This window comes from Flavobacterium longum (genome assembly GCF_965137575.1).
Taxonomy (GTDB): domain Bacteria; phylum Bacteroidota; class Bacteroidia; order Flavobacteriales; family Flavobacteriaceae; genus Flavobacterium; species Flavobacterium longum.
Map to the genome: position 1 here is coordinate 100474 of NZ_CBCRZJ010000001.1, position 24771 is coordinate 125244.

A 24771-nucleotide genomic window follows, 5' to 3' on the forward strand; every position below is an offset into this window, starting at 1 on the left:
TATATAAAACGTATTTGTTAACATATAAGGTTGTTGCCGCATTTGGCCTTACTTTTAGGCCATTGTAACCCAAAGCGAACCCATTTCCCGGTTTCGTTCCTTACAAAGTCCAAGCTATGGAACCATCTTCATCGTCTTCTGTCTCACCATCGCCCAATGCTGTTTCCGGGGTGCATTTGCTCTCGTCGCTGGCCGTACCGGTTTATTTGTGCGATATGGAAGGCAAGATCACATTCTACAATGCGGCTGCCGTCGCGCTTTGGGGCAGAGAACCTGTCCCCGGAGACCGTTGGTGCGGAAGCCATCGGATTTTTACGACCGACGGTTCATTGATGTTGCCCGATTCCTACCCGGCGGCCATCGCCATCCGGGAGAAACGCGCCGTGGACGATTTGCAAACCGTGATGGAACGTCCCGACGGCACACGGATCAACGTCATTTCGCGCCCGCGCCCGGTGTATGACAACGACGGAAACATGTGCGGCACCATCAACCTTTTGACCGAAACATCAGAGCAAAGTAAGCCGATTGACCATACAAATCCGTTGTCGCAACTTGAACGTAAGATGGCCAAGCGCACCGAAAAGCTCCGTAAAAGTGAAGAACAATATCACAAAATGATCGATGAGGTGCAGGACTATGCGATCCTGATGCTGGACATCCAAGGGAATATCCTGAATTGGAACCGTGGCGCCGAAAACATCAAAGGCTATAAGGAAGACGAAGTCATCGGGCATAATTTCAGGATGTTTTACCGGGAAGAAGACATTGCTGCCGGATTGCCCGACAAACTCATCACGGAGGCGGCTCAAAACGGAAAAGCGATGCACGAAGGTTGGCGGCTCAGGAAAGACGGTTCAACGTTCTGGGGTTACATCGTCATCACGGCGCTACACGATAATGACGGACATGTCATCGGGTTTTCTAAAGTGACCAGAGATTTGACCGAAAAGAAAAAATCCGACGACCGGCTCAAGGCTTACGCTGAAGACATCGCCTTGCGCAACAAACAACTTGAGGAGTTTGCCTATATCGCGTCGCACGATTTGCAGGAACCGCTTCGGAAAATACAGACGTTTGCGGACATTCTCCGGATGAAAATCGACGACAAGCAAGCCGTGGCCGCCAACGCCGATAAAATAGCCGGGGCGGCGCAACGCATGTCTTTGCTGATCAAGGATGTGTTGAAATATTCGCAGCTTTCGGCTACCGATATCTTAATGGAACCCGTTGACCTCAATGAAGTGATTTCGGAAGTCCTTGGCGATTTTGAATTGCTGATCCAGGAAAAAGGCGTGCGATTGTCTATTGCGCCGCTGCCCGTAGTGAAAGGCATTCCGATACAATTGCGCCAACTCTTCGCGAATCTGGTCAGCAACGCCATCAAGTTTTCGGACAAGACCGAGCCGACCATCGGTGTCACGGCGCAACATGTATCGGGTTCGGCGCTGGCGGATACCGGCGTTGCGGATATGCGCGGACACTATGTGAAAATCGCCTTCAGCGACAACGGCATCGGGTTTTCACAGGACTACGCCGAGCACGTGTTCAAACTCTTCAAACGGCTGAATAATTTCAGCAACGGGACCGGTATCGGGCTGGCGTTGTGCCGCAAGATCGTGGACAATCACCACGGGCACATCCATGCCGAAAGTCAACCCGGAGCGGGCGCAACATTCTACATTTACCTGCCAATCTGAAACTGTAAGATTTCTTAAAAATCGTGTAACGGTAAGGCAATGTGGCGGGTGTATTTTTGAAATAAAAACGCCATGAGCCCCAAAGCCATCCAACTATTCGTTACCGTGCAACAGAAAGGAATCGTTGCCTACCAGTATGTCTATTCGTTGTTACTGCCGTACTTGCGCTGACTATTGGAGATGCCTCTAAGCCGTGGCACGAAAGCCGAAATCTCTCCGTTTATTGGCGAAAAGAGCGTTTAATCAACTACGCTAATCCGGTAGACGACACCCGGGCCGCCGTGGAAATCAAACGGTCGTTCATAATGCAATCCGATTTTTTCCAACACCCGGATGGACGCCTTGTTGTCCGCCATAGCACGCCCGATTATCGAGGGCAAACCCAAATGGGAAAATCCGAAGTCCAGACAGGCTTGCGCGGCTTCGGTGGCAAATCCGGCATTCCAATAACGTTGGTGCAACCGGAAGCCAATGTCGGTTTCGCCGGTATCCGGATGGAATTTGAGCCCGCACCAGCCCAAGAATGCGCCCGTTTCTTTTTCGATCATCGCCCAGCGGCCATAACCGTTTTTCTTATAATCCGAATAGTTCCGGATGAACATTGCGGCGTCGGCTTCGTCGGCAAATGGCGTATCGCCGGTGTAACGAATCACTTCCGGATCTTCGTTAAGCGCATACAATGCAGCGGCATCGCCTGGGGTAAATTCCCGTAACAGCAGCCGGGGCGTTTCGATGATGGTTTCCACGTTTATTCCACGACCAGTTTTCCGGAACCAATGGCGTTTCCTTGCCGGACGATGCGGTAAAAATACAAACCAGATGGTAGATTTCCCTGTTTGAGTAAGATGGTGTTTTCGGATGTTGGCTGTTGTGTCCGGACCAATCGGCCCGATAAATCGTAGAGCAACAGTACGGCACCGTCAAGGCCTGCGGTCGTCTTGAAAAGCGTTTCGCCCGAAAAAGGGTTTGGTGAAACCGAAACGGTTGGCAAATCGTGATACGCATTTCCGAGTGCGGGATTGAACTCATGCGCGCCAATGTCGATGCGGTTGGCGACGATCCGCGGATTGCCTTCAAAATCTGTTTCCCCGACCGTAATCTGCAACGCCGGATTCCCTTTATTGATACACAGGCTGTTCTGCATCAGCGCCAGATCGGGCTCGGGTAGCGCGGTGCTCATGAAGCCCGGATTGCTGTACACCGAACTGTTTTCCTGCGCCGTGCCGTTCTTGTAGGCATTGATGGTATGGTACGTGGACTCACCCCAATACACAATGATGTTGTTGGCGTTGCCGGATGGTGTGTAGAAACAGTTGTAATTGAGCAGGTTGTTTTCCTGTGGCGCGATGTCGAGCATCGTCAACAGGACATTCTGGTTGTTCGCGTGGACGATGTTTCCCTCGAAAACGCAATTCGATGCTTTTGACACCGTGATTTCGCCCATGCCCGTGTTGAGTGCATTGTTCTTAAAGAACGTATTGTTGCGGAACGTACTGAACAATACTTGCCCGGATGTATCTGTCGTATAGCCGCCCACGGCAAGCCCGGTGTAATGGTTGTTGAAAATGAGGTTGTTCTTTACCCGGATGTATTGCGCCACGCCGTCGTCCTCGCAACCCACTTCAATCCCGATCGGGTTGTCGTAACAACTGTTTTTTTCGATGACGATGTCTTGTGCGCCATCCACATAAATCCCTGCTGACTGCGCCACTGGCGATGTATTTCGGTAACAGGTGTTCCCCGTAATCAGGCCGTTTCGTGGCCAGTCCAGGTCCGGATCTGAACTCGAGTCGTTGTGCCCGATGATGTCGATCCCGATGTTGGTGTTGTCGTGTATTGCGCAATCTTTGATCACGAAACCGTCCACGTGGCCCGCAATCGTTATGGCTTCGCTGTAACCCAGCACATTGCCGTATATCTCGCAGTTTTCTATGGTCAGGTTCCAGATGCCGCCCACTTGTCCTTTCACCTTCAAACCCCAGGCGTTGTCTGAGTTGCTGGGCATGTCGTTCGGGTCGTCGGTCCAAGCGATATCCTTGATGAGCAGGTTGCGGAACGTCAGCCCGGTACAACTTCCCGTTCCGGCTTCCACGCTGATGCCTTTGGCGTAGGTCGACGTAAGGTTCTGAATACTCATGTTCTCGAAGGTCACATGGCTTTTGTTGGTGATGGATAGCATGATCGTGCCCGTGGTACCGCCGCCATCGAGAATTACGACGTCGTCCTGATAATTGGTGAAGACAATCGGGTTGTTTTGCGTACCGCTGACGTTGAGCGTCAGGTTTTCATGATACGAGCCGCCCTTGATGTGCACAATGCTGTTGGCAGGCGCGGCGTTACAGGCTTTCTGGATGGTTTTCCAAGCTGTAGCCATAGACAGGCCATTGTTGCTGTTGCTGCCGGTGGCGCCGTTCACATAATAGTTGGTCTGCGCGGCGCACAAGGCTGCGTACAATACGAAAAGGAAACTGAAGATTTCTCTCATCTTGTTTTGGCAGCATCGAAGGTAGGCAGGATTCGCGGGGCGCGACAGTTTTCTCGGCAATGGACCGTTATTTAGGATTAACGGCTTGTTTTGGCGTGCGTTACAAAGTAAAAGCGCTTGCGACGGAAAATGAAAATCCCGACGTGTTTTTTGTCAACAAAAACGTGTTAGTTGTACACAATACCAGCGCGCCAAGGTTGCCGCGCGATGGACATCGGTAGAAAAAGGCAAAAAAGAATCCGCCCGAAGGCGGATGGAATATTTCGACAAAATGATTTACAAGTGGATCACTTCTCCATAGGCGTCGGCCACGGCTTCCATGACAGCTTCACTCATGGTTGGGTGCGGGTGTACGGCTTTTAGGATTTCATGTCCTGTCGTTTCGAGTTTGCGCGCCACGACGGCCTCTGCAATCATATCGGTTACGCCGGCGCCGATCATGTGGCAGCCCAGCCATTCGCCGTATTTAGCGTCGAAAATCACCTTCACGAAACCATCCGGCGTACCGGCAGCCTTAGCCTTACCGGATGCCGTGAACGGGAATTTACCGATTTTGAGTTCGTATCCTTTTTCCTTCGCTTGCTTTTCGGTCAAACCGACCGACGCGATTTCCGGCGTTGCATACGTACAGCCCGGAATGTTGCCGTAATCGATCGGGTCAACGTGCATGCCCGCGATTTTCTCCACGCAGGTAATGCCTTCTGCCGAGGCCACGTGCGCCAAGGCTTGTCCCGGAACCACATCGCCAATGGCATAGTAACCCGGTATGTTGGTCTGGTAAAACGCATTAACCATGATTTTGTCTTTGTCTACCGCGATGCCACATTCCTCAAGCCCGATGTTCTCGATATTCGTTTTGATGCCCACCGCCGAAAGCAAGATGTCGGCCTCCAGGATTTCTTCGCCCTTGGCTGTTTTCACGGTGGCTTTCACGCCATTTCCGGACGTATCGATTTTTTCGACCGAAGAATTGGTCATGATCTTTACGCCGGCTTTTTTCATGGAACGTTCCATTTGCTTGGAGATGTCTTCGTCTTCTACCGGAACGATGTTCGGCATGAATTCAACGATCGTCACGTCGGTGCCCATCGAATTGTAGAAATGCGCGAACTCGACACCGATGGCGCCCGAACCCACGACAATCATCGATTTTGGCTGTTTTTCCAACGTCATCGCCTGGCGGTAACCAATTACTCTTACACCGTCCTGCGGCAGGTTCGGCAACTCGCGGGAACGCGCGCCGGTAGCGATAACGATGTGGTCGGCTTCATACGTGGTCGTTTTTCCGTCGGCCGCCGTTACGTCTATTTTCTTGCCCGGCTTGAGTTTGCCCGTGCCTTCGATGACATCGATCTTGTTTTTCTTCATCAGGAACTGGATGCCTTTGCTCATGCCGTCGGCCACACCGCGCGAACGGGAAATGACCGCGCCGAAATCTTTGTCGAAAGCCGTCACGGACAAGCCATATTCTGCGGCATGCTTCAAATAATCGAACACTTGCGCAGACTTCAACAACGCCTTGGTCGGGATACAGCCCCAGTTAAGACAGACGCCGCCGAGATTTTCTTTTTCAACGATGGCGGTCTTGAAACCCAGTTGCGATGCCCTGATGGCGGTGACGTAGCCGCCCGGTCCGCTTCCTAAAACTATGATGTCGTATTTCATGGTATTACTTGATTTTTTGCGTAGCGAAAGTACATAATTTTTCTCAAAGGGATGATTTCGGTTCGTTGATATTTCCGATGCGTTTCACCACCGATACGATGGTCGTGGCGATGATCGATCCTGAAAATGCCAGGAAAATATCTTTTTGCGCATCCCAAACGTCGCCCTGCGTACCCAGATAGGCAGCACCCTGCGCTTTAAAGAAAACGTCGGCGACCGCCCATTCGATAAGTTCGTAAAACCCACTCACGGACAGCGTGATTTCTATGGGCAACGTCCAAGCAACCCAGGCCGGAAACCGGAGCCATTTGAGAAACATTTCACGCATCGGGTAGGCGAGCAGGAATCCGAAACTGAAATGCACGATGCGGTCGTAATGGTTTCGTGACAAGTCAAACGCGTCCTTGAGCCAGTAACCGAACGGATTTTCGGCGTAGGTATATTTCGAGCCGTACACGTGAAGACACAAATAGACGCAAATGAGCAGGTAACTCAAATCGCTGAACTGGTATTTCCGGTACGAATATGCCAGAAATCCGAGGAAAATGAATACCAACGTATTCTCGAGCAGCCAGTTGGCGTCGTCGGTATTGCCGATGTAGGAGTTGGCCCAACACAGCAGAAATACCGATAGGAAAATCTTGAGCCAGCGGTTCTGTCTCAGCGGCGTACGTTCCTTTGAAATTGCAATGGTAAAAGCCATCAGTTTTGTTCGGCGGCTAGGAATTGTGATTCATACAGGTTTTTATAGTAGCCATCGGGCTTGGACAGCAACTCGCCATGCGTGCCTTGTTCAACGACTTTGCCCTTGTCCATGACCACGATTTTATCGGCGTTGATGACCGTGGCCAAACGGTGTGCGATGACGATAGACGTGCGGCCTTTGGTCACGGCTTCGGTGGCATGCTGGATCAATTCTTCGGTGTGCGTATCAACCGACGACGTGGCTTCGTCCAAAATTAAAATCCCGGGATTGCTCACGTAGGCGCGGAGAAAAGCAATCAATTGCCGTTGCCCGGACGAAAGCATGACGCCGCGTTCCTTTACATTATAGTCATAACCCTGCGGCAAGCTCATGATGAAATCGTGTACGCCTATTTTCTTGGCGGCGGCAATGACGTCCTCGCGGGAAATGTCCGGATTGTTAAGCGTGATGTTGTTCAGGATGGTGTCGGCAAAAAGGAAAACATCCTGCAACACCACGGCAATCTGCTTGCGGAGCGACGCCAATGTATAGTGCTCGATGTTGGTGCCATCGATGTCTATTTCACCGCTGTTGAGTTCATAAAAACGGTTGAGCAAATTGATGATCGTTGATTTTCCGGCGCCGGTTGCACCCACGATGGCTACCGTTTCACCTGCGCTGATGGACAAGTTCACGCCCTTGATCACTTCTTCGTTTTCGAGGTAACCGAAATGCACGTTGTTAAATTCGATGTTGCCTGTAAAATCTGGTGCCTCAATGGTCCCCGTGTCTTGGATGTGGCTGGTCGTGTCCAGGATATCGAAGACGCGGTTGGCCGAAATCATGCCCATTTGCATCTCGTTGAATTTATCGGCAATTTGACGCAAAGGGTTGAACAACATCCCGATGAACATCGTGTAGGAGAACAAATCCCCGAACGTCGTGAAGTTATCGCCGCCGATGATCCGGATGCCGCCGTACCAAACCACCATGCCCAAGGTAAGCGACGAAATGATGTCGGCGATGGGGAAGAAGATGGAGTTGTACCAAATGGTTTTTACCCAAGCCTTGCGGTGTTTGTCGTTAATCTGGCGGAATTTTTCGGCCTCGATGGCCTCGCGGTTGAAAAGCTGTACGATTTTCATTCCGGTGACACGCTCCTGCACAAACGTATTGAGATTGGCCACCTGGTTCCGAACTTCTTCGAAAGTCACCTGCATCTTGCGCTGGAAAATCCGGGTGACGTACACCAAAATCGGCATGGCCACGATCACGATCCAGGTCAGTTTCCAGTTCATGTAGAACATGAATCCGAGCACGACGATCATTTTCATCAGGTCCGAAATGATCATGAACAAACCTTGGCTAAAGATGCGCGCGATCTGCTCGATGTCGGACACGGCGCGTGTGACGAGTTGGCCTACCGGCGCATTGTCAAAATACTGCATCCGGAAGGACAGCATGTGCCGGAAGAGTTTCATCCGGATGTCCTTAACGATGTCTTGCCCGAGCCAATTAGCCCAATACACAAAGTAGAACTGCGAGAACACTTCAAAGAGCATGACCACGCCCATCAGGACGATGTACATCAAAAGCCCGTGCGAATCTTTCGGCTGTATATACGCATCGACCGTTTTCTTTAGTAAATACGGACGCAAAGCCGCAAAGACCGAGAGCGCCACGGCGAAGAAAATCACGCCGTAGAATCTGGCTTTGTAAGGTTTGGTATAGACCAGGATGCGTTTGAACAGCCTGGAGTCAAATGCTTTTGCTTTCACTCGAAGTGGTTGTTGTTTTTATCGGACTCGTGCAATCGCTGCGCTCGTGCCATTTTCTAGTCGAAAGTCAAAAGAGATATTCCAAGTGAAACCTGTACGCGTTCCGATTCTTTCGACTTTGGTCTTTCGACTCATGTAATATAATCGTATTCGATCTTCGTTAAATATAATCCGTGCGCGGGTACCGAAAATCCGGCTTCCCGTCGGTCCTTGCTCTCGATGATGCGCGTCACGTCATCGGGTGTGATTTTGCCCAACCCGACATCGATGAGCGTGCCCACGATGGCGCGTACCATGTTGCGCAGGAAGCGGTCAGCCGAAATGGTGAACACCAATTTGTCGTCGGTTTCTTCCCAATGCGCGGCAAAAATACGGCAAATGAACGTGCCTACGTCGGTTTTAACTTTTGAAAAACACTCGAAATCACTGTGGTTGAACAGCAATTGCGCTGCCCGGTTCATTTTGCCCACGTCGAGCCGGTGCATGTATTGGAAACTCCGCTCCTGTAAGAAGGCATCTTTTTGCTTGTGGATGTGGTATTCATACGTGCGGCGTTTGGCGTCGAACCGCGCGTGCGCGTCGTCATGGACTTTGATGAAACGGGTTATCGCGATGTCGTCGGGCAAACACGCGTTGAGGTTGTAAGTTAATTTTTCCGAAGAAATGGCGCCGTCGAAATCAAAATGCGCAAACTGCTGTCGTGCATGTACGCCTGCATCTGTACGGCCTGCACCGGTAACCTTGATGGGCGTGCGCAAAACCATCGACAGGTTTTTCTCCAGGGTTTCCTGTACGGTTTTCGTGGTGTCCGGTTGCGATTGCCAGCCGTGGTAGGCGGTTCCTTTGTAAGCGAAATCGATGAAATATCTTGGCATCGCGCAAAGGTAAGAAAGTTTAAAGTTTGTTCGTCGTAACTTTGAACCTTGAACCTTGAACCTTGAACCTTAAACCTTAAACCTTGAACCTTAAACCTTGAACCTTAAACCTTGAACCTTAAACCTTGAACCTTAAACCTTAAACCTTGAACCTTAAACCTTGAACCTTAAACCTTGAACCTTAAACCTTGAACCTTAAACCTTGAACCTTGACACGTATTCTGCTCCTTTCCGACACCCATTCCTACATCGATGATAAAATCCTGAAGTACGCCGAAGCCGCCGACGAAATCTGGCATGCGGGCGATATCGGCCATTTAAGCGTGACCGACGCCTTGAAAAAAGTCAAACCGCTTCGTGGCGTGTACGGGAATATCGACGACGACAAGGCGCGGCTGGAATTCCCGCTACACAACCGGTTTATGTGTGAAGGCGTCGATGTCTGGATCACGCACATTGGCGGTTATCCCGGGAAATACAATCAGGACATCAGGGCGGAAATCAACGCAAACCCTCCGAAATTGTTCGTCTGCGGGCATTCGCACATCCTGAAAGTACAGTTTGACCAGAAGTTGAACCTACTGCACATGAATCCGGGCGCTGCGGGGATTTCGGGTTTCCACAAAGTGCGGACGATGCTGCGCTTTACGATCGACGGGGAAAAAATCGGGAACCTCGAAGTCATCGAAATGGGAAGTAAATGACCGTGGGTTCAAAATAGCCAACTATGAATTGACGAATTGATAAGGACCAACAACAAAATCACGGATGTTATGTCATTCGCGAATTCGTGGTGCGGTCTGCCGGTAGTGGTTTGCGTTAGGGATAGCAGCGCAAATCCTTTTATGTAATACAATGGAATAAAAGATTGTAGCGGATAGCCCGGCGCGACGCAGGAAGCGCAACGCCCCAATAAAAAATCCGGGTGTTTGCCCGGATTCTTTTCGCACTAAATAAACTAAGTTAGTAGGTTTACCTGAGCCGGTCCACAGATTTTACGAGATCGTCGTCCTTCTTGATGGCCTTGTTGGCCAAAACCAACAACACGATAGAAACAATCGGGAGGAACATCCCAATGCCCTTCTCAGAAACCGCTGGGGTTTCTCCGGACAAGTTTAGTGAACAGTACACAAATAGCCCTATTAAAATAAGGTTCAATATCATGTTCAGCCTGTTGATCACAAACTGATGTTGTCTTTTTTTATAGCTTAAAATGGCAAGCAACGCTAAAGTGGCGCTGAGCCCGAACAGAATGGCGTAAGCCATGTTTTCCATGAACCAGACGACTTTCTTGTCGGTAAGGGTCCAGAGCGGGAACACAAACGGCAACACACCCGAGACGATCATCGTCAGGGCAAGATAAACAGTTTGTATCCGTTGGATCATAGCCGGTTTTTAGCGACACAAAAATAAATTTTCTTTTTGATTATTGCTATTGTACGGTAAATTTTTATTCGTAATATTGCAGTACGAAACCGCAAGTACTTCATCTTTCGGGACATCGCCAAATTCACTTCCCAACTATTTATTGTGCCCTACCGTCCTTTTTACAATTCAAATTAACATATTTACATGTTTGATATTTCCGTATTAAAAGAAATGAAGCTTCCCGAGCTTCAGGAAATTGCGAAAGCAACCAAAAAAATCAAGTTTGCCGGCGTCAAGAAAGAAGAGTTGATCTATAAAATCCTCGACTTCCAGGCCGCAAATCCGAGCCCAGATCAAGAGACCGCCGAAGAAAAACCGAAACGTGCCCGCATTGGCAGGCCAGCAAAGGAGCAGAACGGCCCGCGCATGCCCAAACAGGAAAATTTATTTGCGGAAGCGCCCGAACCCACTACTGAGCCCGCAGAAGAGCATCCGCGAAACCAAAGGAACGATCGCCAGAATCGCGTAGAAAATGAAAGAGGCGGCAAGTTCAAGAAAAACCGTTTTGACAAGCCGCAAGCCCCGGTGACCGCCGAAGAGCCGCAGCAAAGGGACGCCGTTTCAGAAGCGCCGGCGGCAGGAAATGCCGAGGAACCAACGCAAGAGCGTCCGCAAAAACACAAACACCAGCACCAAAACCGTGGCGGTGTTGAACGCGGCGAAGCCAACAACCCGAACCAAAATCAGAACCCGCAAAATACAAGCGACGGGCAGCCGCGCAACGGGAATGGTAACGGAAACGGCAATTATAACCAAAACCAAAACCGGAACATTGACCGGAACGATGGCAATTTCAAAAAGCAGAAGACCAGTAACGTACGCGATGCGGACTTTGAATTTGACGGCATCATCGAGAGCGAAGGTGTGTTGGAAATGATGCCCGACGGCTATGGTTTTTTGCGTTCGTCCGATTACAATTACCTGGCGTCGCCAGATGACATCTATTTGTCTACGTCGCAAATCCGACTGTTCGGGTTGAAAACGGGCGATACCGTAAAAGGCGTTGTGCGTCCGCCGAAAGAAGGCGAGAAATTCTTTCCGCTGGTAAAAGTATTGAAAATCAACGGGCATGACCCGCAAGTAGTGCGAGACCGTATCGCGTTTGAACATTTGACGCCGGTTTTCCCGACTGAGAAGTTCAAACTGGCCGAAAGGCAAAGTTCGGTATCGACGCGCATCATCGATTTGTTCGCGCCTATCGGCAAAGGCCAGCGTGGCATGATCGTGGCGCAACCCAAAACCGGTAAGACGATGCTCTTGAAAGACATCGCCAACGCCATTGCGGCCAACCATCCGGAAGTGTATTTGCTGGTGTTGCTCATCGACGAACGCCCGGAGGAAGTTACCGACATGCAACGCAGCGTTCGTGGCGAAGTCATCGCATCGACCTTTGACCGCGAGCCGCAGGAACACGTAAAAATCGCGAACATCGTCCTGGAGAAAGCCAAGCGTTTGGTGGAATGCGGGCACGACGTCGTGATTCTGCTCGACTCGATTACCCGTTTGGCGCGCGCTTACAATACGGTACAGCCGGCATCGGGTAAAGTGTTATCCGGCGGTGTGGACGCCAATGCGTTGCAAAAACCGAAGCGTTTCTTCGGTGCGGCACGTAACGTGGAAAATGGCGGTTCATTGTCGATCATCGCGACGGCGCTTACCGAAACCGGTTCAAAGATGGACGAAGTGATTTTCGAGGAATTTAAAGGTACGGGCAACATGGAATTGCAGCTTGACCGCAAGATTGCGAACAAACGTATTTTCCCTGCTATTGACCTGACTTCTTCGAGTACGCGCCGCGACGATTTGCTCATGCCGAAAGACGTCATCCAGCGCATGTGGATCATGCGGAAATACCTGTCCGACATGAATCCGGTGGAAGCGATGGATTTCATCAACGACCGTTTCAGCAAAACGCGCAACAATGAGGAATTCCTGATTTCGATGAACGACTAACAGGATACCCATAAATAAACAATCCCGCCTAAAGCGGGATTTTTTTATGCTGATGATTTCGGCAGCCGGTTATTTGGTTCGCCACGAATTCACGAATTAATTTGGGAATTCGTGGTCAAAGAAAGTTATTGTACGACAATTTTTTTTACCGCCGACTGGCTACCTGCGGTGAGTTTCATCAGGTAAAAGCCGCTCGGGACGTTTGCCACCGAGTAAGTTTGATTTTGCATCGCCGGCTTTTGGATACGCTGCACCAATTGCCCATTGATATTGATGATTTCAACCGTGTCGATGTCGGCGTCAGAAGAAATGTTGATGGTGTTGTTAACGGTCGGATTCGGGTAAATTGCGACTTGCGAACCCAAATCTGCCGACGGTGCAGCCAGCATCGCGCCCCAGACGGTTTCTACCCACTCCGGATGGTCGATGAATGGATTGCGGTTGGCCTGCCGTGCATAAATCGCATTGTTCCGGGTAATCTCACGTTCGCTCACCGGATCTTGCGCGTGCCAATGTTTCAGTATTTCCAAGAATGTCGGTGTAAAAACTTGATTGCTGGTGCCGTTAAACATGGCATACGACCCGAAACCCGTAATGACATTCTGGTAGCGCGTTGCAAAATAAAAATACATCCTGGCGATGTCGCCCTTGAATTCATTAATGGGTTCGAAAACAGTGCCCGAATAACCCGCCGCATAACCCGAGTTGCTCGCGCTGCCCAATTTACAGCCGTTTTGCGAGGTATATGTCGCGCTCCCGACCACGCCAAACGGATGGTTGCTCCGGTAGCCGTTGACTTTTCCGTCTGACGGCACCACGAAATGCGCATCGCTTTTCATTGGTTGCGCTTCATTGAATACAGACTGTGGGATGATGTGCTCACGGTTGTAGCAATCGCCTTCAGACTGGTAGTTGCCGCAGCGCTGAGACTCGCCGGCCGAGTAAGTGTAAGGATCGGTGCCGTTTGGATTCTCGGAATACATGTCCAGGATTGTCCCGTCGTTTTCGTAGAAATAATCCCGGTCCGACGTCTGATAGGTGTCGTACAAGCCGTCATAGCCAAAGCTCGTATGTCCTTTAATGATATTGTGCAGTTGGGTTTTCAGGGTGTAACCCGTACCGGTTGCCGTATCATAATAACCGGCTGGAATTTGCGCGATGGCAGAAACTGCACACAACAACGCAGGAAGTAGGAATTTGTTCATCTTTTCGATTTTAGGCCGGGCAAATGTAAGCGAATAATCGGTCCGGGAAAATTTTTTAACGAAAAAAGCCTCCCGGAATGGAAGGCTTTTCAGGTTATGGATCGAATTAATTTACAAGAACCTTTTTAACCGTCGCTTGTTGGTTGGACACCAGCCTGAGCAAATAAAAGCCTTGCGGCAGGTTTTCAATCGTATATGTATTATTTTGGAAGACAGGACGCTGGATGCGTTGCATGACCTGTCCATTGATGGTGATCAGTTCGATTTCATCCAATTCTACTTCGCTGTCGATGTTGATGCGGTGGTCGTTCGATGGGTTCGGATACACGCTGATCAGCGAGAAGGCGTCCGATACTTGTGGCAAAGCCAGCGTCGGCCAACGGTTCTGGGCAGGCGTTCCACCCCAGATTAAAGTGGCCAAATACGGGTTGTCGATAAATGGGTTGCGGTTGCCTTGCCCATAGGTGTTCGAGGCGTTGCCCAGATATGTGTTGCGGTTGTCTTCATACTGCGATACCGGATCTTCGGCATTCCATTGCAGGAACAGGTTGAGCATGTTCGAGTCGGTAGGTGCAGTGGTTCCAATTCCGATGGTTGTTGGCAGGCATTGCGTGTCATAATGCAAATACATGTACATCATCATGCGGGCTACGTCGCCTTTCCATTCGTCGCCCGGATACCAGCCGCTTCCAGATGCGCCCGAAGGTGTTCCGCTTCCGGCCGCAAATTTCAGGTTGCCGCGCGTGCCGTTGCGTTGTACGTCACAAGCGCGCAAATGATGCGCATCGGCACCTGGGCCAGATTGCCCCAAGTCAGGGTTTCCGAGCGCCTGTGCAAACGTGTGTTCGCGGTTCCACTGGCCATTGCTGCCACCATTGTCGTCCTTCGACCTTGAATGGTCATTGGTGGCGTTGCCGTCGGAGCCGTTTTCCCAACCGTAAATCAATAGCACGTTGTTGGCGTTTGCCGGATCGCGGTCGGCGATCTTCAGGGCTTCCCATACATTTGAATAGCTTAGTTCCTTGGTGTGTGTGGCCTGGATTTTATTGGCCAGCGCCGTTTTGAGTGCTGTTCCGGTTTGGTTGAAATTAAAACCGTTGTAATACGGCGACGCTGGCGCGCCCGCTTGTCCGAAAACACCAGCCGCCGCAATCAGCGCGATAAAAGAGTAGATTTTTTTCATAGGGTTTTATTTTAACTCGCGATGCCGTCCTACCGGACACGTCCCGATTTATTTCCGTTCCATGAGCGCCATGTAAAATCCGTCGAAGCCGGACGTCGAGGCGAGTAGGGCCGAATCTTTGACAAAGGTAAAGTTTTTTCCTGTTTCGGTGGCGAGGAATTTTTTCACTTGCTCCTGATTTTCAGAAGGCAAGACCGAACACGTTGCGTACACGAGTTTTCCTCCGGGCTTGACCATTTTGGAATAATTCTCCAAGACTTCGGCTTGCACCTTTCGGATGTTTTCCACAAACTCAGGTTGCAGTTTCCACTTGGCGTCCGGATTTCGCTTGAGCACGCCCAACCCTGAACAAGGCGCATCGATCAAGACGCGGTCTGCCTTTTCATGGAGTTTCTTGATGACTTTGGTGGAATCGATGATGCGGTATTCGATGTTGAACGCGCCGTTTCTTTTTGCACGAAGTTTCAGTTGTTTCAACTTGCTTTCATACAAATCCATCGCAATGAGTTGGCCTTTGTTTTCCATAAGCGACGCCAGATGAAGCGTTTTCCCACCGGCGCCCGCACAGGCATCCACGACACGCATGCCCGGTTGTACGTCTAACAACGGCGCCACCAATTGCGAATTGGCATCCTGCACCTCGAACAATCCTTCTTTGAACGCGTCGGTCAAAAAAACGTTGGCGCGTTCCTTCAAGACCAGTGCGTCGGGTTGTTCCTTGAGGAATTCGGTTTCGATATCGAGATCCATCAAAATGGCGCGCAATTTTTCTTTGGTCGTCTTGAGCGTATTGACACGCAAAATGACTTTGGCCTGCTGGTTCTGCGCAGTGATTTCCTGCGCCCAGGTTTTTTCGCCGAGTTCGGCCACGCCCAATTCATCGATCCAATCGGGGATGGATTCCTTGATTTTCCGCGTCTTGGACAATTCGTCAAAACGGCCTTTGATTTTTCTCGCGGGCGTTCCGGCGAGTTGTGGCCAATCCGGAATGGTGTAGCCACGCAGGATGGCCCACGCCCCGAAAATCCGCCACATATTGTCGCGCGTAAACGGTTCCTTGACATCGGCGATTTCAGCATACAGCCTTTTCCAACGCACGATTTCGTAGATGGTTTCGGCTACGAATTTTCGGTCTGCGCTGCCCCAGCGTTTGTCGCGCTTGAGTGCGCGCGCCACGGCTTTGTCTGCATATTCGCCGTCGTTGAAGATGGCGAGTAAGGAATCTATCGTGGCATATACCAGATTTCGGTGTAGTCTCATGGTCAATTTTCTGGGTGCAAAAGTACCACTTTTTGGCGCGTGGGCAAGCGTTGAACAGAAGTTAATTTTTGTTGGAAATCAATAACTTGTGTTACATTTAGTAAGTAAAACCAAAACGTCATGCCAAAAAATACTTTTCAAGGTCTCCGCCGGTTACCGATGGTGTTCCTGCTTTTTTGTGTTCAATCAACCATCGCGCAACCGTTCGCCATCGGGCACCAATCGATCACTTTCAACGATTCGGCGCGCAATCGGAATATTGCCGTAGAGTTGTATTATCCGGCCGACGTCGCCGGTGACAATGTCGCTATAGCGTCAGGGACCGACCAATTCCCGGTCATCGCGTTCGGCCACGGCTTTGTGATGGGCGTTGACGCATACGATTATCTCAAGGATTTGATCGTGCCGGAGGGGTTCATTTTCGTCCTGCCGAAGACGGAAGGCGGCATTTTGCCCTCGCACCTCGAATTCGGGAAGGATTTGGCCTTTTGCATTGAGAAAATCAAAGCGCTTGGGCAGGATGGTTCGTCGTTCCTCAATGGCAGCGTCGCCGGAACGTCTGCGGTGATGGGCCACAGTATGGGCGGTGGCGCGGCTTTTTTGGCCGCTGGATTGAATAGCCAGATTACGGCGCTCGCAACTTTGGCACCGGCCGAAACCAGTCCGTCGGCTGTTGCGGCTGCCGGATCGCTTGCCATACCGTCATTGGTGTTTGCGGGCGCGAATGACTGCGTAACGCCGCCGCCAAATCACCAAATCCCGATGTACGATGCGTTGCAGAGCGCTTGTAAGACCTACATCAGCATCACCGGTGGCAGCCACTGCCAGATGGCCGATAACAATTTTCTGTGTTCGGTCGGGGAAGCGTCGTGTTCGCCTGACCCGGAAATTTCGAGGGAAACGCAACATGCCGTGATCGCCGGATACGTGCTCGATTGGCTCAAGCGGCAATTGTCGGCAGATTGTGAAGCGGGTGCGGCGTTCGATGCCCAAATTCTGATCGACCCGGCCATCACGTACCAGAAGAATTGTACACAATGCGCGCCGCTGGGTCTAACATCGGCGGAAAATGACATCCAGGTTTTTCCGAATCCGGTCAATGATGCATTGCAGGTTATCATCCCGCTAGGCAACAGCCTGTTGGTTTTGTATGATGCGCAAGGTAGGAAAGTGCTCGAACAGACCGTATCGAGCCAGACCGCCATAGACGTCAGCACGCTTTCACAAGGATGTTACTGGTATGTGCTGTCTGCGGATGCACTGGTCAAACGCGGGATGCTCGTCAAAAATTAATGTGGTGCCTGCTCTTTGTCCTTGCTGAAAACGCGTGTGAGAACAAGTTTTTCCGGCGGGTGGAATACCATCGGGAATTTTTCGATTTTCACCGAACTGCTGTCTAGGCCGAACGCTTTTTCCTCGGACAAGCTGAGCTTCTTGATCAGGAAGTACGTGTTCATGATGATTTTCTCGTCGAACCGCACGTCTGAATCATTCGATAGGAATTTCTCCGAAAGGACAAATTTAAAGTCGCCGATGATGTTGTTCTTGTTGAGCGATTCGTAGCGGCTTGTGATGTCAACTTCGCCGTGTTTCACCATGTCGCGCAACACTTCCTTGAACATCAAATTAATTTTCGTCGCTTCACGGAATCCGAGATTAAAGTCGATCCGGATGACATCGTCTTTCACGATTTCGGTTACTTTATAATCCATCCGGTAAGGCTCGTTGAGGATGTTCACGTGTACGAACCAATAGATGTCTGCGCGTTTCGGACGTTTTTGCAGGATGGAATACATTACTTTCTCCTCGATTTCATCCGTGCGGTTGGCGTTGGTCATGTACACCAGGTGTGTCGCATATTTAGGGATAGACAAGTCCACGCTGAGTTCAGCCAAGACTTTTTTGTAATGGTCGATTTTGACGATTTTCGTGTAATTCTTGGAAATTTTCTTGGCTTTCCACCAAGTCGCCATGAGTCCAATCAAACCTACGGCTATAAACAGCGTCACGTAACCGCCGTGGGCAAATTTGTCCAGGTTGGCCACCAGGAAACAGAATTCGATGGCGAGATATACCGTAATTACCGGGATCAGGATGTACAGTTTTACCCGTTTCATGATCATGTAATAATTGAGCAAAATCGTGGTCATGATCATGCACAGAATGATGGACAAGCCGTATGCCGCTTCCATGTTTCCGGATTCTTCGAAATGCAATACGACCATAATACATCCGGCCAATAACAACCAGTTGATGGATGGAATATAGAGTTGCCCTTTGAGTTCTGTTGGGTATTTGATTTTGACTTTCGGCCAAAAGTTCAGGCGCATCGCCTCGTTGATCAACGTAAAGGAGCCACTAATCAATGCTTGGGACGCGATTACAGCAGCCATTGTAGCGACGATGATGCCAATAGGTTGGAACCAATCGGCCATAATCAGGTAAAACGGGTTTCCGAAATCACCGCCCAATTCCTTAAGAGTTTGCCCTTCGTGATGGATCAACCACGCGCCTTGACCGAAATAGTTGAGTACCAACATCGCCTTTACGAAAATCCAGCTAATACGGATGTTTTTACGGCCGCAATGGCCCATGTCGGAATACAACGCTTCCGCTCCGGTCGTACAAAGGAAAACGAAACCGAGTACGTAGAAATGATCTGGATGTTCAGCCAGTAAAAGATAGGCATAGTAAGGGTTTATCGCCTTTAGCACTTCGGCGTGCGATACGATTTGAATGATGCCTAAAGTACCCAACATGACAAACCATATCAACATCATCGGAGCGAAAAATCGTCCCACTAACTTGGTCCCGAATTGCTGGATGGTGAAGAGCAACACCAAAATGGCGATGACAATATATTGGATGGTCTCGCCGGTAATCTGCGGGTAAATTGCCCGGATGCCTTCCACGGCAGAAGAGACCGAAATCGGCGGCGTGATGATACTGTCGGCCAGGAGCGCACTACCGCCAATGATGGCCGGGATGATAAGCCACTTGATTTTCGTTCGGCGCACCAATGCGTAAAGGGCGAAAATACCGCCTTCACCGTTGTTGTCGGCACTCAGTGTGAGGATGACGTATTTGATGGTTGTTTGCAAAGTAAGCGTCCAGAAGATGCAGGAAATCCCGCCCAGCGCGATGTTTGCATTTATGGGATGCTCGCCAATGATGGCTTTCATTACGTACAATGGAGAAGTACCGATGTCGCCGTAGATGATTCCTAGTGTTACCAGCAATCCGGCAAGGGTCAACTTATTGTGAAGTCCCTGATGTTGCGCACTCATAGAAAATCTTTCAAAAAGAGGACAAAGTTACATTAATATACAGACAATTGCCTTTTCAGCTCACTTTTTTGCAAAAAAAAAAGCACTGCCGTAGCAATGCTTTGTTTGTAAAGGTGTGTTTTTATCGTCTTCCGCTGCGGCCTTCATTACGACTCCCGCCTGAGGTTTCCCGCGTTGGCGTCGCTTGTCGTGGCGCGCTGGTGCGAGGGCTTTCGGCTCTCGGCGATTGAACCCTCGGTGCTTCTGCTCTTGGCGTTTGCGCTCGTGGCGAAGGTTCAACCCGTGGGCTTTCCGCTCTCGGTGTGGCCTGACGTGGCGCTTCAGCTCTCGGAGATTGCGTTCTCGGCGCCGACACTGCCCTTGGGGAATCCGTGCGAGGCGAAGCTTGTGTTTGCCTTGGCGTTGCGCTACGCGGACTGTCCATGGTTACGGTTGTGGGTTGCGCTTGTGTACGTGTTCCGGTTGTGGTTGAACGGACGTTTGCGGATGTGTTGCGCGTTCCGCCGCTTCTTGGGTTTTGTACCGTGGCGTTGCTACGTGTTCCGCCGGTGTTGCTTCTCACGTTGCCGTTGCTTCTCGGCGCACGGACGGCCTGCAATTCGTAATTGTTGCGGATATTGTCATTCCTTTCCCGGAACGAACGGCCAGGGTTCCGTACCTCGTATCCGTTGCCCCGGTAGCGCGGTGCCAGTGAATATGTCCTCGGACGCGGATTGTTGACATAGACATAATGGTTATGAACGTTGATGTGTGTATGGATGTGGTTGCGGTAACGGTAAATCGGGTAGGGCGCCCATCCGTAATAATAGGTAGGGTAATAGCCCCAGTACCACATCGACCAGTACGGGCGATAGCCCACAACCCAGAAATGATTGTAAATGATCGGACGGGTCACATATACGGGTTGGTAAACATAGTTGTCTCCGTACATATATACATCTCCAACCACCTGCACCTGTACGACATTGTTATTGTCGCGCTCGACTTCAATCGTGGCTACGTCTTGGAAAACATCTCTTTCAAGTACGGCCTGAACGATGATGATGTGTGCGTTCCCTTCGACCGATTCGATCACCCGAAGGTAATCGACCTGCCGGTCGCCATTGAGGTCGAGGTTAGAGATCTGTGTTTTCGGATCGTTGAGCCTGCGCTCAAAATCCTCAAGGTCTTTCGATTCGCCGAATATGGACGCCACTGCGCGAAGGTCTAGGTTGTCGCTGATGTCGTTGCTGGTTGCCGTAACGGTGGTGCGGTCTTGCGCAGAAACCCATCCGGCAAACAGGATGGCAAAGAACGTGGAGAATAGTTTTGTCGTTTTCATAATGTAAAATTTTGGTGACTGACCCGATTCGGCGAATCGCTCGCGGGCTCTTTTTCGTCGCACCCAATTACTGTGCCAATCGATTTTTACGTTAATTTTATCCGAGCCAATAAAGCCGAAGAGAACCATGAAACATTTCGCTATCATCATTTTAACGTGTTGTATTTCAGTAGTTCATGCGCAAGAAAAGTCGTTGTTCGCTAAAATTGACGTGGATACATTAATTTTTAGAAAAATGAGCATTCGGGCGTTGTATCATGAACCAAACAAGATTTGGTACGCGGCAGACAACGGCCGATTTGGGTTTGTTGATATCGCGGCCAACAACATTTACGAAAAGCGAATTACCTTCGACAGCCTCAAGCCGGAATTCAGGAGTATGGCCGGTACGAAGGATTTCGTCTATGTACTGAGCATCACCAATCCGGCGCTACTGTATCAAATCGACAAGAAGACCAATAAATCCAAGCTGGTATATTCCGAGCGGCATCCAAAAGTGTTCTACGACAGCATGAAATTCTGGAACGAAAAAGAAGGCATCGCACTCGGCGACCCGACCGATGACTGTTTTTCGGTGCTCATTACCCGCGATGGCGGCACCAATTGGCAGAAATTGCCATGCGATTCATTTCCGAAACTTTCCGATGGAGAAGCGGCATTCGCGGCCAGCAATACCAATATCGTCATACAAGGCGACACATGCTGGATGGTTTCCGGAGGCAAAAAAGCGCGCATCTTTTATTCGCCCGACAAAGGCCGCAATTGGCACGTTCACGATACGCCCATCACACAAGGCCATCAAATGAGCGGGATTTATACGGCAGACTTTTACGATGAAAACATCGGATATGTTGCCGGCGGAAATTACGATGAACCAGAAAATAACATCGGCAATAAAGCACTTACGATGGACGGCGGGAAGACTTGGCAACTCGTTTCGGACGACGCGGGTTTCGGATATGCTTCCTGCATTCAATATGTGCCGGGAAGCAACGGCAAAGAACTGGCCTGCGTGGGCGCGACGGGTTTGTGGTATTCAGCAGACGGCGGGATATCTTGGGAGAAATGGCGCGACGACAAATCACTGTATGTCATTGTCTTTGCCGACGAAAAAACCGCTTACGCGGCAGGTAAAGACAAGCTCATCCGGATCAGGTTCAAAAAATAATGGGAAGCGTACACTTCCCATCATTCCACTTAACTTAACTCAATTTATCGCCTCTTCTTTTCCCGGTATTGCTGTAGGAGTTTTCGGTTGAAATCTTCTTCGGCCTTCTTGAGCTTGATGATTTTTGAGGCCGGCAATATGCCCTTGAGCGAGGCAATGAACTTTTTACGCAATTGGTACAACTGTTCTTCGTTGTCTTCCATTTGTGCCAGTATGGCGTTGGCTTCCTTGTCTGTCAGTTTATCGACTTCGGCGTTGTCTCGCCGGTCGACATAGTCATTGATTTTTTGCTTTCGGAGGTCGCGTTGTTTTTCCTCGAAGGCATTGTAAACCGGCCAGAATTTCGCCGATTCTTCAGAAGTAAGGTTCAATTCGCTGGTGATGAACGCCACTTTCAGGGATTTGACCTGCTCCATTTTTTGCCGGAATTTTCCGGGTTGGGCATAAGTCGAAACGGAAATCGTTACAAGCAACAGGATAAAATATTTGAAATTTCTCATAGCTAATCAATTATATAATGTTCAATGGCTGCAGCCGGCAAGGTTTCTTCAATGGCCGCGTCTTCAAGTTGGTAGTCAATCTGTATTTTCTCGATGTCTTCTTTTTCAAGTAATTCCACCAGTTGTTCTTCGGGGATATTGGTGTAGGCGAAGTAACGCTCCAAGGCCGATTCATCCGGTTGATTTTTCGTAGAGGTCAACACACGGACGGCCGGAACGGAAAGCGAAATGGCCAGGACAGCCGCTGCGGCGTACCACCAATACGGTTTTGATTTCAGTTTGATTACTTTCGGCCGGGGTTGAAGCTGTTGCATCACCGACGATTCAAAACCCTCGAAATAATCATCCGGGGTTTTAAAGCCTGTCTTTATCTTGGGTTGTTGGTCTAGTTTAAAAGGTTTCATGGCCTTGAGACGGGTTTGGTTTTACAGGGTTTAATTTTTAGTCATATAAAGTTCGATTTTTTTTACGGCGTGATGGAAACTGGCCTTCAACGCGCCCACCGATGTGCCCAGTATTTCAGACATATCTTCGTATTTCATTTCCTCGAAATATTTCATCTTGAAGACCAATTGCTGTTTTTCAGGCAGCAAAGAAACGGCTTTTTGCAATTTTAGTTGGATTTCGTCGCCGTCAAACCAGGTATCGGTTTTGAGGTTGTCCACCAAACGCGCCTGTTGCTCAAGATTGGTGAATCCGCCGCGGCGGGATTTGCTTTTCAAGAACGTCAAGGCTTCATTGGTCGCAATCCGATACACCCAGGAAAACAATTTGCTTTCGCCCTTAAATCCTTCCAGATGCCGGAGTACTTTTACGAATGTGTTCTGCATGACGTCGTGCGCGTCGTCGTGGTCTATCACGATGTCACGGATCAGGTTGTAAATCGGCCGCTGGTAATCCCGAAGCAACTTGCTGAAAGCCGCATTCTGTGTCTTCGGATCGAGCAACTGTCTTATGAATTCCTGTTCGTCTTGCAAGGGAAAAATTTTCGGCCTTTGAACCGCCGCGTCAAAAAAGGTTTAAACCGGGTTTACAGATTAAACTCATCCGTAGCCGATGCCGGTACTTGAGCTGGAACTGGAGCGGCCGCGGCAGGTTTTGGGGCAACCGGTGCGGGCGCAGCACCAATCGGGACGTAAATCTCCGTCACGTATTTCGACGGGCCTTTCACGTCATCCTTGCCGGTGCGATACACTTCCATGTAATCGGCATCTGCTTCCGTGAGATTGTTGGCACCGATGTAGGCAAAGGTTTTGTCCCAGGCTTCTTTCAGATGCGAATAATCGCCGGTCAGGGTTGTCTTCACCGCGCGGAAGGCGGCAAATTTGCCTGCCACCACATCGCTTCCCGGCGAAGTGAATGCTTCTTCTCGCACCGGAATGCACACGGAGAACTTTGTCAGTCCTTTGTTGGTATCATAATATTCGTAGCGCACGAAAGGCTTTCCGGCCATCGGGATATTGTTCTTCTTGAAAAATCGTTGCATGGTGCCCATCATGATTTTGATGTTCTTGGGCAAATTGTCGATGGTACTGATGATGGTCTGGCCGAGGTAAAAATGCCCCGGTTTCTCCACGATGCCGTCCACTTTCACGGTAAAAGTGTTGATTTCGCGTTCGAGCGTTTTGTCGAGCCGGACGATGCTGTTCTCATACAACGCCGACATGATGCGGTTTGCGCCACCGCGTAGTGTTGCCTTGACTTTCGGCATGAAGCCCAGCCTGCCTTTTACGCGGAGCGTCACTTTGGTCTTTCCGGCAGAATCCTTAAACGTCCAATACATGTCTGCGGGCAGCCCGTTCCAGTCCAGTTGCTGTTTGATGCTGTCGTTTTCCTTTGTCGATAGGGTTTTTACACCGCCCTCGTTGTCGTTGCCTTCCCAGAAAAAATACGCGCCTTTGCCCACGGTGTTTGCAGAAAATTCGGCCTCCATTTCATCGTCGAATGCCGCCCATTGCGTCCAGTTCTTCAGGTCGTTCACGTAAGAGAAAGTCACAGGACGCGGCGTATTCACGAGCCTGGTCACGGTAACGTCGTAGTCGCCTTTCTGGGTAGCGATGAACACCGAAACGCCCACGGCCAGTAAAACAATCAACAGGAAGATGTATTTAAGGATTCGCATGCAGCATAGATTTACGGTAAAGTTAATAATAATTGATAATTGATAATTGATAATTGATAATTGATAATTGATAATTGATANTTGATAATTTGATACCGCTTGACAAATCAGTTGTAACAAATCTTACCAGTCGGCAACTCGTGGTTAATATTCGCC

At 50.0% G+C, this 24771-nt stretch carries 21 protein-coding genes; 5 read left to right on the forward strand and 16 right to left on the reverse strand.

Annotated elements, in window-relative coordinates; genetic code table 11:
- Positions 1-116: 116 nt before the first annotated feature.
- The gene (locus ACM9J1_RS00465) at positions 117-1700 is read left to right on the forward strand and encodes a PAS domain-containing sensor histidine kinase (protein WP_415579853.1); all 1584 of its coding nucleotides are present in this window, start codon (positions 117-119) and stop codon (positions 1698-1700) included.
- 239 nt (positions 1701-1939) lie between these two features.
- On the opposite strand, the gene ACM9J1_RS00470 is transcribed toward ACM9J1_RS00465, so the two are convergent.
- The 6 genes from ACM9J1_RS00470 to truA form a co-directional block, all read right to left on the reverse strand.
- Positions 1940-2446 (reverse strand): GNAT family N-acetyltransferase, encoded by a 507-nt coding sequence (locus tag ACM9J1_RS00470; RefSeq protein ID WP_415579854.1) that lies wholly within the window; start codon positions 2444-2446, stop codon positions 1940-1942.
- 2 nt (positions 2447-2448) lie between these two features.
- Entirely contained in the window at positions 2449-4185 is a 1737-nt protein-coding gene (locus ACM9J1_RS00475) for a right-handed parallel beta-helix repeat-containing protein (RefSeq protein ID WP_415579855.1), read from the reverse strand.
- A 276-nt stretch (positions 4186-4461) separates the two neighbouring features.
- Positions 4462-5850, reverse strand: coding sequence for a dihydrolipoyl dehydrogenase (gene lpdA, locus ACM9J1_RS00480; protein WP_415579856.1), 1389 nt, complete (start codon positions 5848-5850; stop codon positions 4462-4464).
- A gap of 43 nt (positions 5851-5893) precedes the next feature.
- The gene (locus ACM9J1_RS00485) at positions 5894-6553 is read right to left on the reverse strand and encodes a DUF2238 domain-containing protein (RefSeq protein WP_415579858.1); all 660 of its coding nucleotides are present in this window, start codon (positions 6551-6553) and stop codon (positions 5894-5896) included.
- The gene (locus tag ACM9J1_RS00490) at positions 6553-8313 is read right to left on the reverse strand and encodes an ABC transporter ATP-binding protein (RefSeq protein WP_415579860.1); all 1761 of its coding nucleotides are present in this window, start codon (positions 8311-8313) and stop codon (positions 6553-6555) included. The genes ACM9J1_RS00485 and ACM9J1_RS00490 overlap by 1 nt, the downstream gene beginning before the upstream one ends.
- Positions 8314-8444: 131 nt before the next feature.
- Complete coding sequence (gene truA, locus ACM9J1_RS00495) at positions 8445-9188, reverse strand: tRNA pseudouridine(38-40) synthase TruA (protein ID WP_415579861.1); 744 nt, start codon at positions 9186-9188, stop codon at positions 8445-8447.
- A gap of 209 nt (positions 9189-9397) precedes the next feature.
- Here truA and ACM9J1_RS00500 point away from each other — a divergent pair, with 209 nt between their 5' ends.
- Positions 9398-9892 (forward strand): metallophosphoesterase family protein, encoded by a 495-nt coding sequence (locus ACM9J1_RS00500; protein ID WP_415579862.1) that lies wholly within the window; start codon positions 9398-9400, stop codon positions 9890-9892.
- A 268-nt stretch (positions 9893-10160) separates the two neighbouring features.
- Here the strand turns inward: ACM9J1_RS00500 and ACM9J1_RS00505 are convergent, their stop codons facing one another.
- The gene (locus ACM9J1_RS00505; protein ID WP_415579864.1) at positions 10161-10574 is read right to left on the reverse strand and encodes a DUF4293 domain-containing protein; all 414 of its coding nucleotides are present in this window, start codon (positions 10572-10574) and stop codon (positions 10161-10163) included.
- Positions 10575-10760: 186 nt separating this feature from the next.
- Here ACM9J1_RS00505 and rho point away from each other — a divergent pair, with 186 nt between their 5' ends.
- Entirely contained in the window at positions 10761-12569 is a 1809-nt protein-coding gene (gene rho, locus ACM9J1_RS00510; RefSeq protein WP_415579865.1) for a transcription termination factor Rho, read from the forward strand.
- Between the two features lie 125 nt (positions 12570-12694).
- On the opposite strand, the gene ACM9J1_RS00515 is transcribed toward rho, so the two are convergent.
- From ACM9J1_RS00515 to ACM9J1_RS00525, 3 genes are all read right to left on the reverse strand, one after another.
- Entirely contained in the window at positions 12695-13774 is a 1080-nt protein-coding gene (locus ACM9J1_RS00515; RefSeq protein ID WP_415579866.1) for an endonuclease, read from the reverse strand.
- Between the two features lie 106 nt (positions 13775-13880).
- A complete protein-coding gene (locus tag ACM9J1_RS00520; protein WP_415579867.1) occupies positions 13881-14957 on the reverse strand; it encodes an endonuclease in 1077 nt (358 codons plus the stop codon).
- Between the two features lie 48 nt (positions 14958-15005).
- Positions 15006-16217: an RsmB/NOP family class I SAM-dependent RNA methyltransferase gene (locus ACM9J1_RS00525; RefSeq protein WP_415579868.1), complete on the reverse strand. Its 1212-nt coding sequence runs from the start codon at positions 16215-16217 to the stop codon at positions 15006-15008.
- 120 nt (positions 16218-16337) lie between these two features.
- On the opposite strand from ACM9J1_RS00525, the gene ACM9J1_RS00530 reads away from it, so the two are divergent.
- Entirely contained in the window at positions 16338-17510 is a 1173-nt protein-coding gene (locus tag ACM9J1_RS00530; protein ID WP_415579869.1) for a poly(ethylene terephthalate) hydrolase family protein, read from the forward strand.
- On the opposite strand, the gene ACM9J1_RS00535 is transcribed toward ACM9J1_RS00530, so the two are convergent.
- Entirely contained in the window at positions 17507-19504 is a 1998-nt protein-coding gene (locus ACM9J1_RS00535) for a KUP/HAK/KT family potassium transporter (protein ID WP_415579870.1), read from the reverse strand. The two genes, ACM9J1_RS00530 and ACM9J1_RS00535, sit on opposite strands and share 4 nt — an antisense overlap.
- A gap of 121 nt (positions 19505-19625) precedes the next feature.
- Positions 19626-20825 (reverse strand): hypothetical protein, encoded by a 1200-nt coding sequence (locus ACM9J1_RS00540; RefSeq protein ID WP_415579871.1) that lies wholly within the window; start codon positions 20823-20825, stop codon positions 19626-19628.
- Between the two features lie 235 nt (positions 20826-21060).
- On the opposite strand from ACM9J1_RS00540, the gene ACM9J1_RS00545 reads away from it, so the two are divergent.
- The gene (locus ACM9J1_RS00545; RefSeq protein ID WP_415579872.1) at positions 21061-21993 is read left to right on the forward strand and encodes a sialidase family protein; all 933 of its coding nucleotides are present in this window, start codon (positions 21061-21063) and stop codon (positions 21991-21993) included.
- A 44-nt stretch (positions 21994-22037) separates the two neighbouring features.
- On the opposite strand, the gene ACM9J1_RS00550 is transcribed toward ACM9J1_RS00545, so the two are convergent.
- The 4 genes from ACM9J1_RS00550 to ACM9J1_RS00565 are packed head-to-tail and all read right to left on the reverse strand — an operon-like array spanning position 22038 to position 24615.
- A complete protein-coding gene (locus ACM9J1_RS00550; RefSeq protein ID WP_415579874.1) occupies positions 22038-22493 on the reverse strand; it encodes a sensor of ECF-type sigma factor in 456 nt (151 codons plus the stop codon).
- A gap of 2 nt (positions 22494-22495) precedes the next feature.
- Entirely contained in the window at positions 22496-22897 is a 402-nt protein-coding gene (locus ACM9J1_RS00555) for a hypothetical protein (RefSeq protein WP_415579875.1), read from the reverse strand.
- A gap of 30 nt (positions 22898-22927) precedes the next feature.
- A complete protein-coding gene (locus tag ACM9J1_RS00560; RefSeq protein WP_415579876.1) occupies positions 22928-23470 on the reverse strand; it encodes an RNA polymerase sigma factor in 543 nt (180 codons plus the stop codon).
- Between the two features lie 53 nt (positions 23471-23523).
- Positions 23524-24615, reverse strand: a complete 1092-nt coding sequence (locus ACM9J1_RS00565) for a GyrI-like domain-containing protein (protein WP_415579877.1) — start codon at positions 24613-24615, stop codon at positions 23524-23526.
- Positions 24616-24771: the final 156 nt, after the last annotated feature.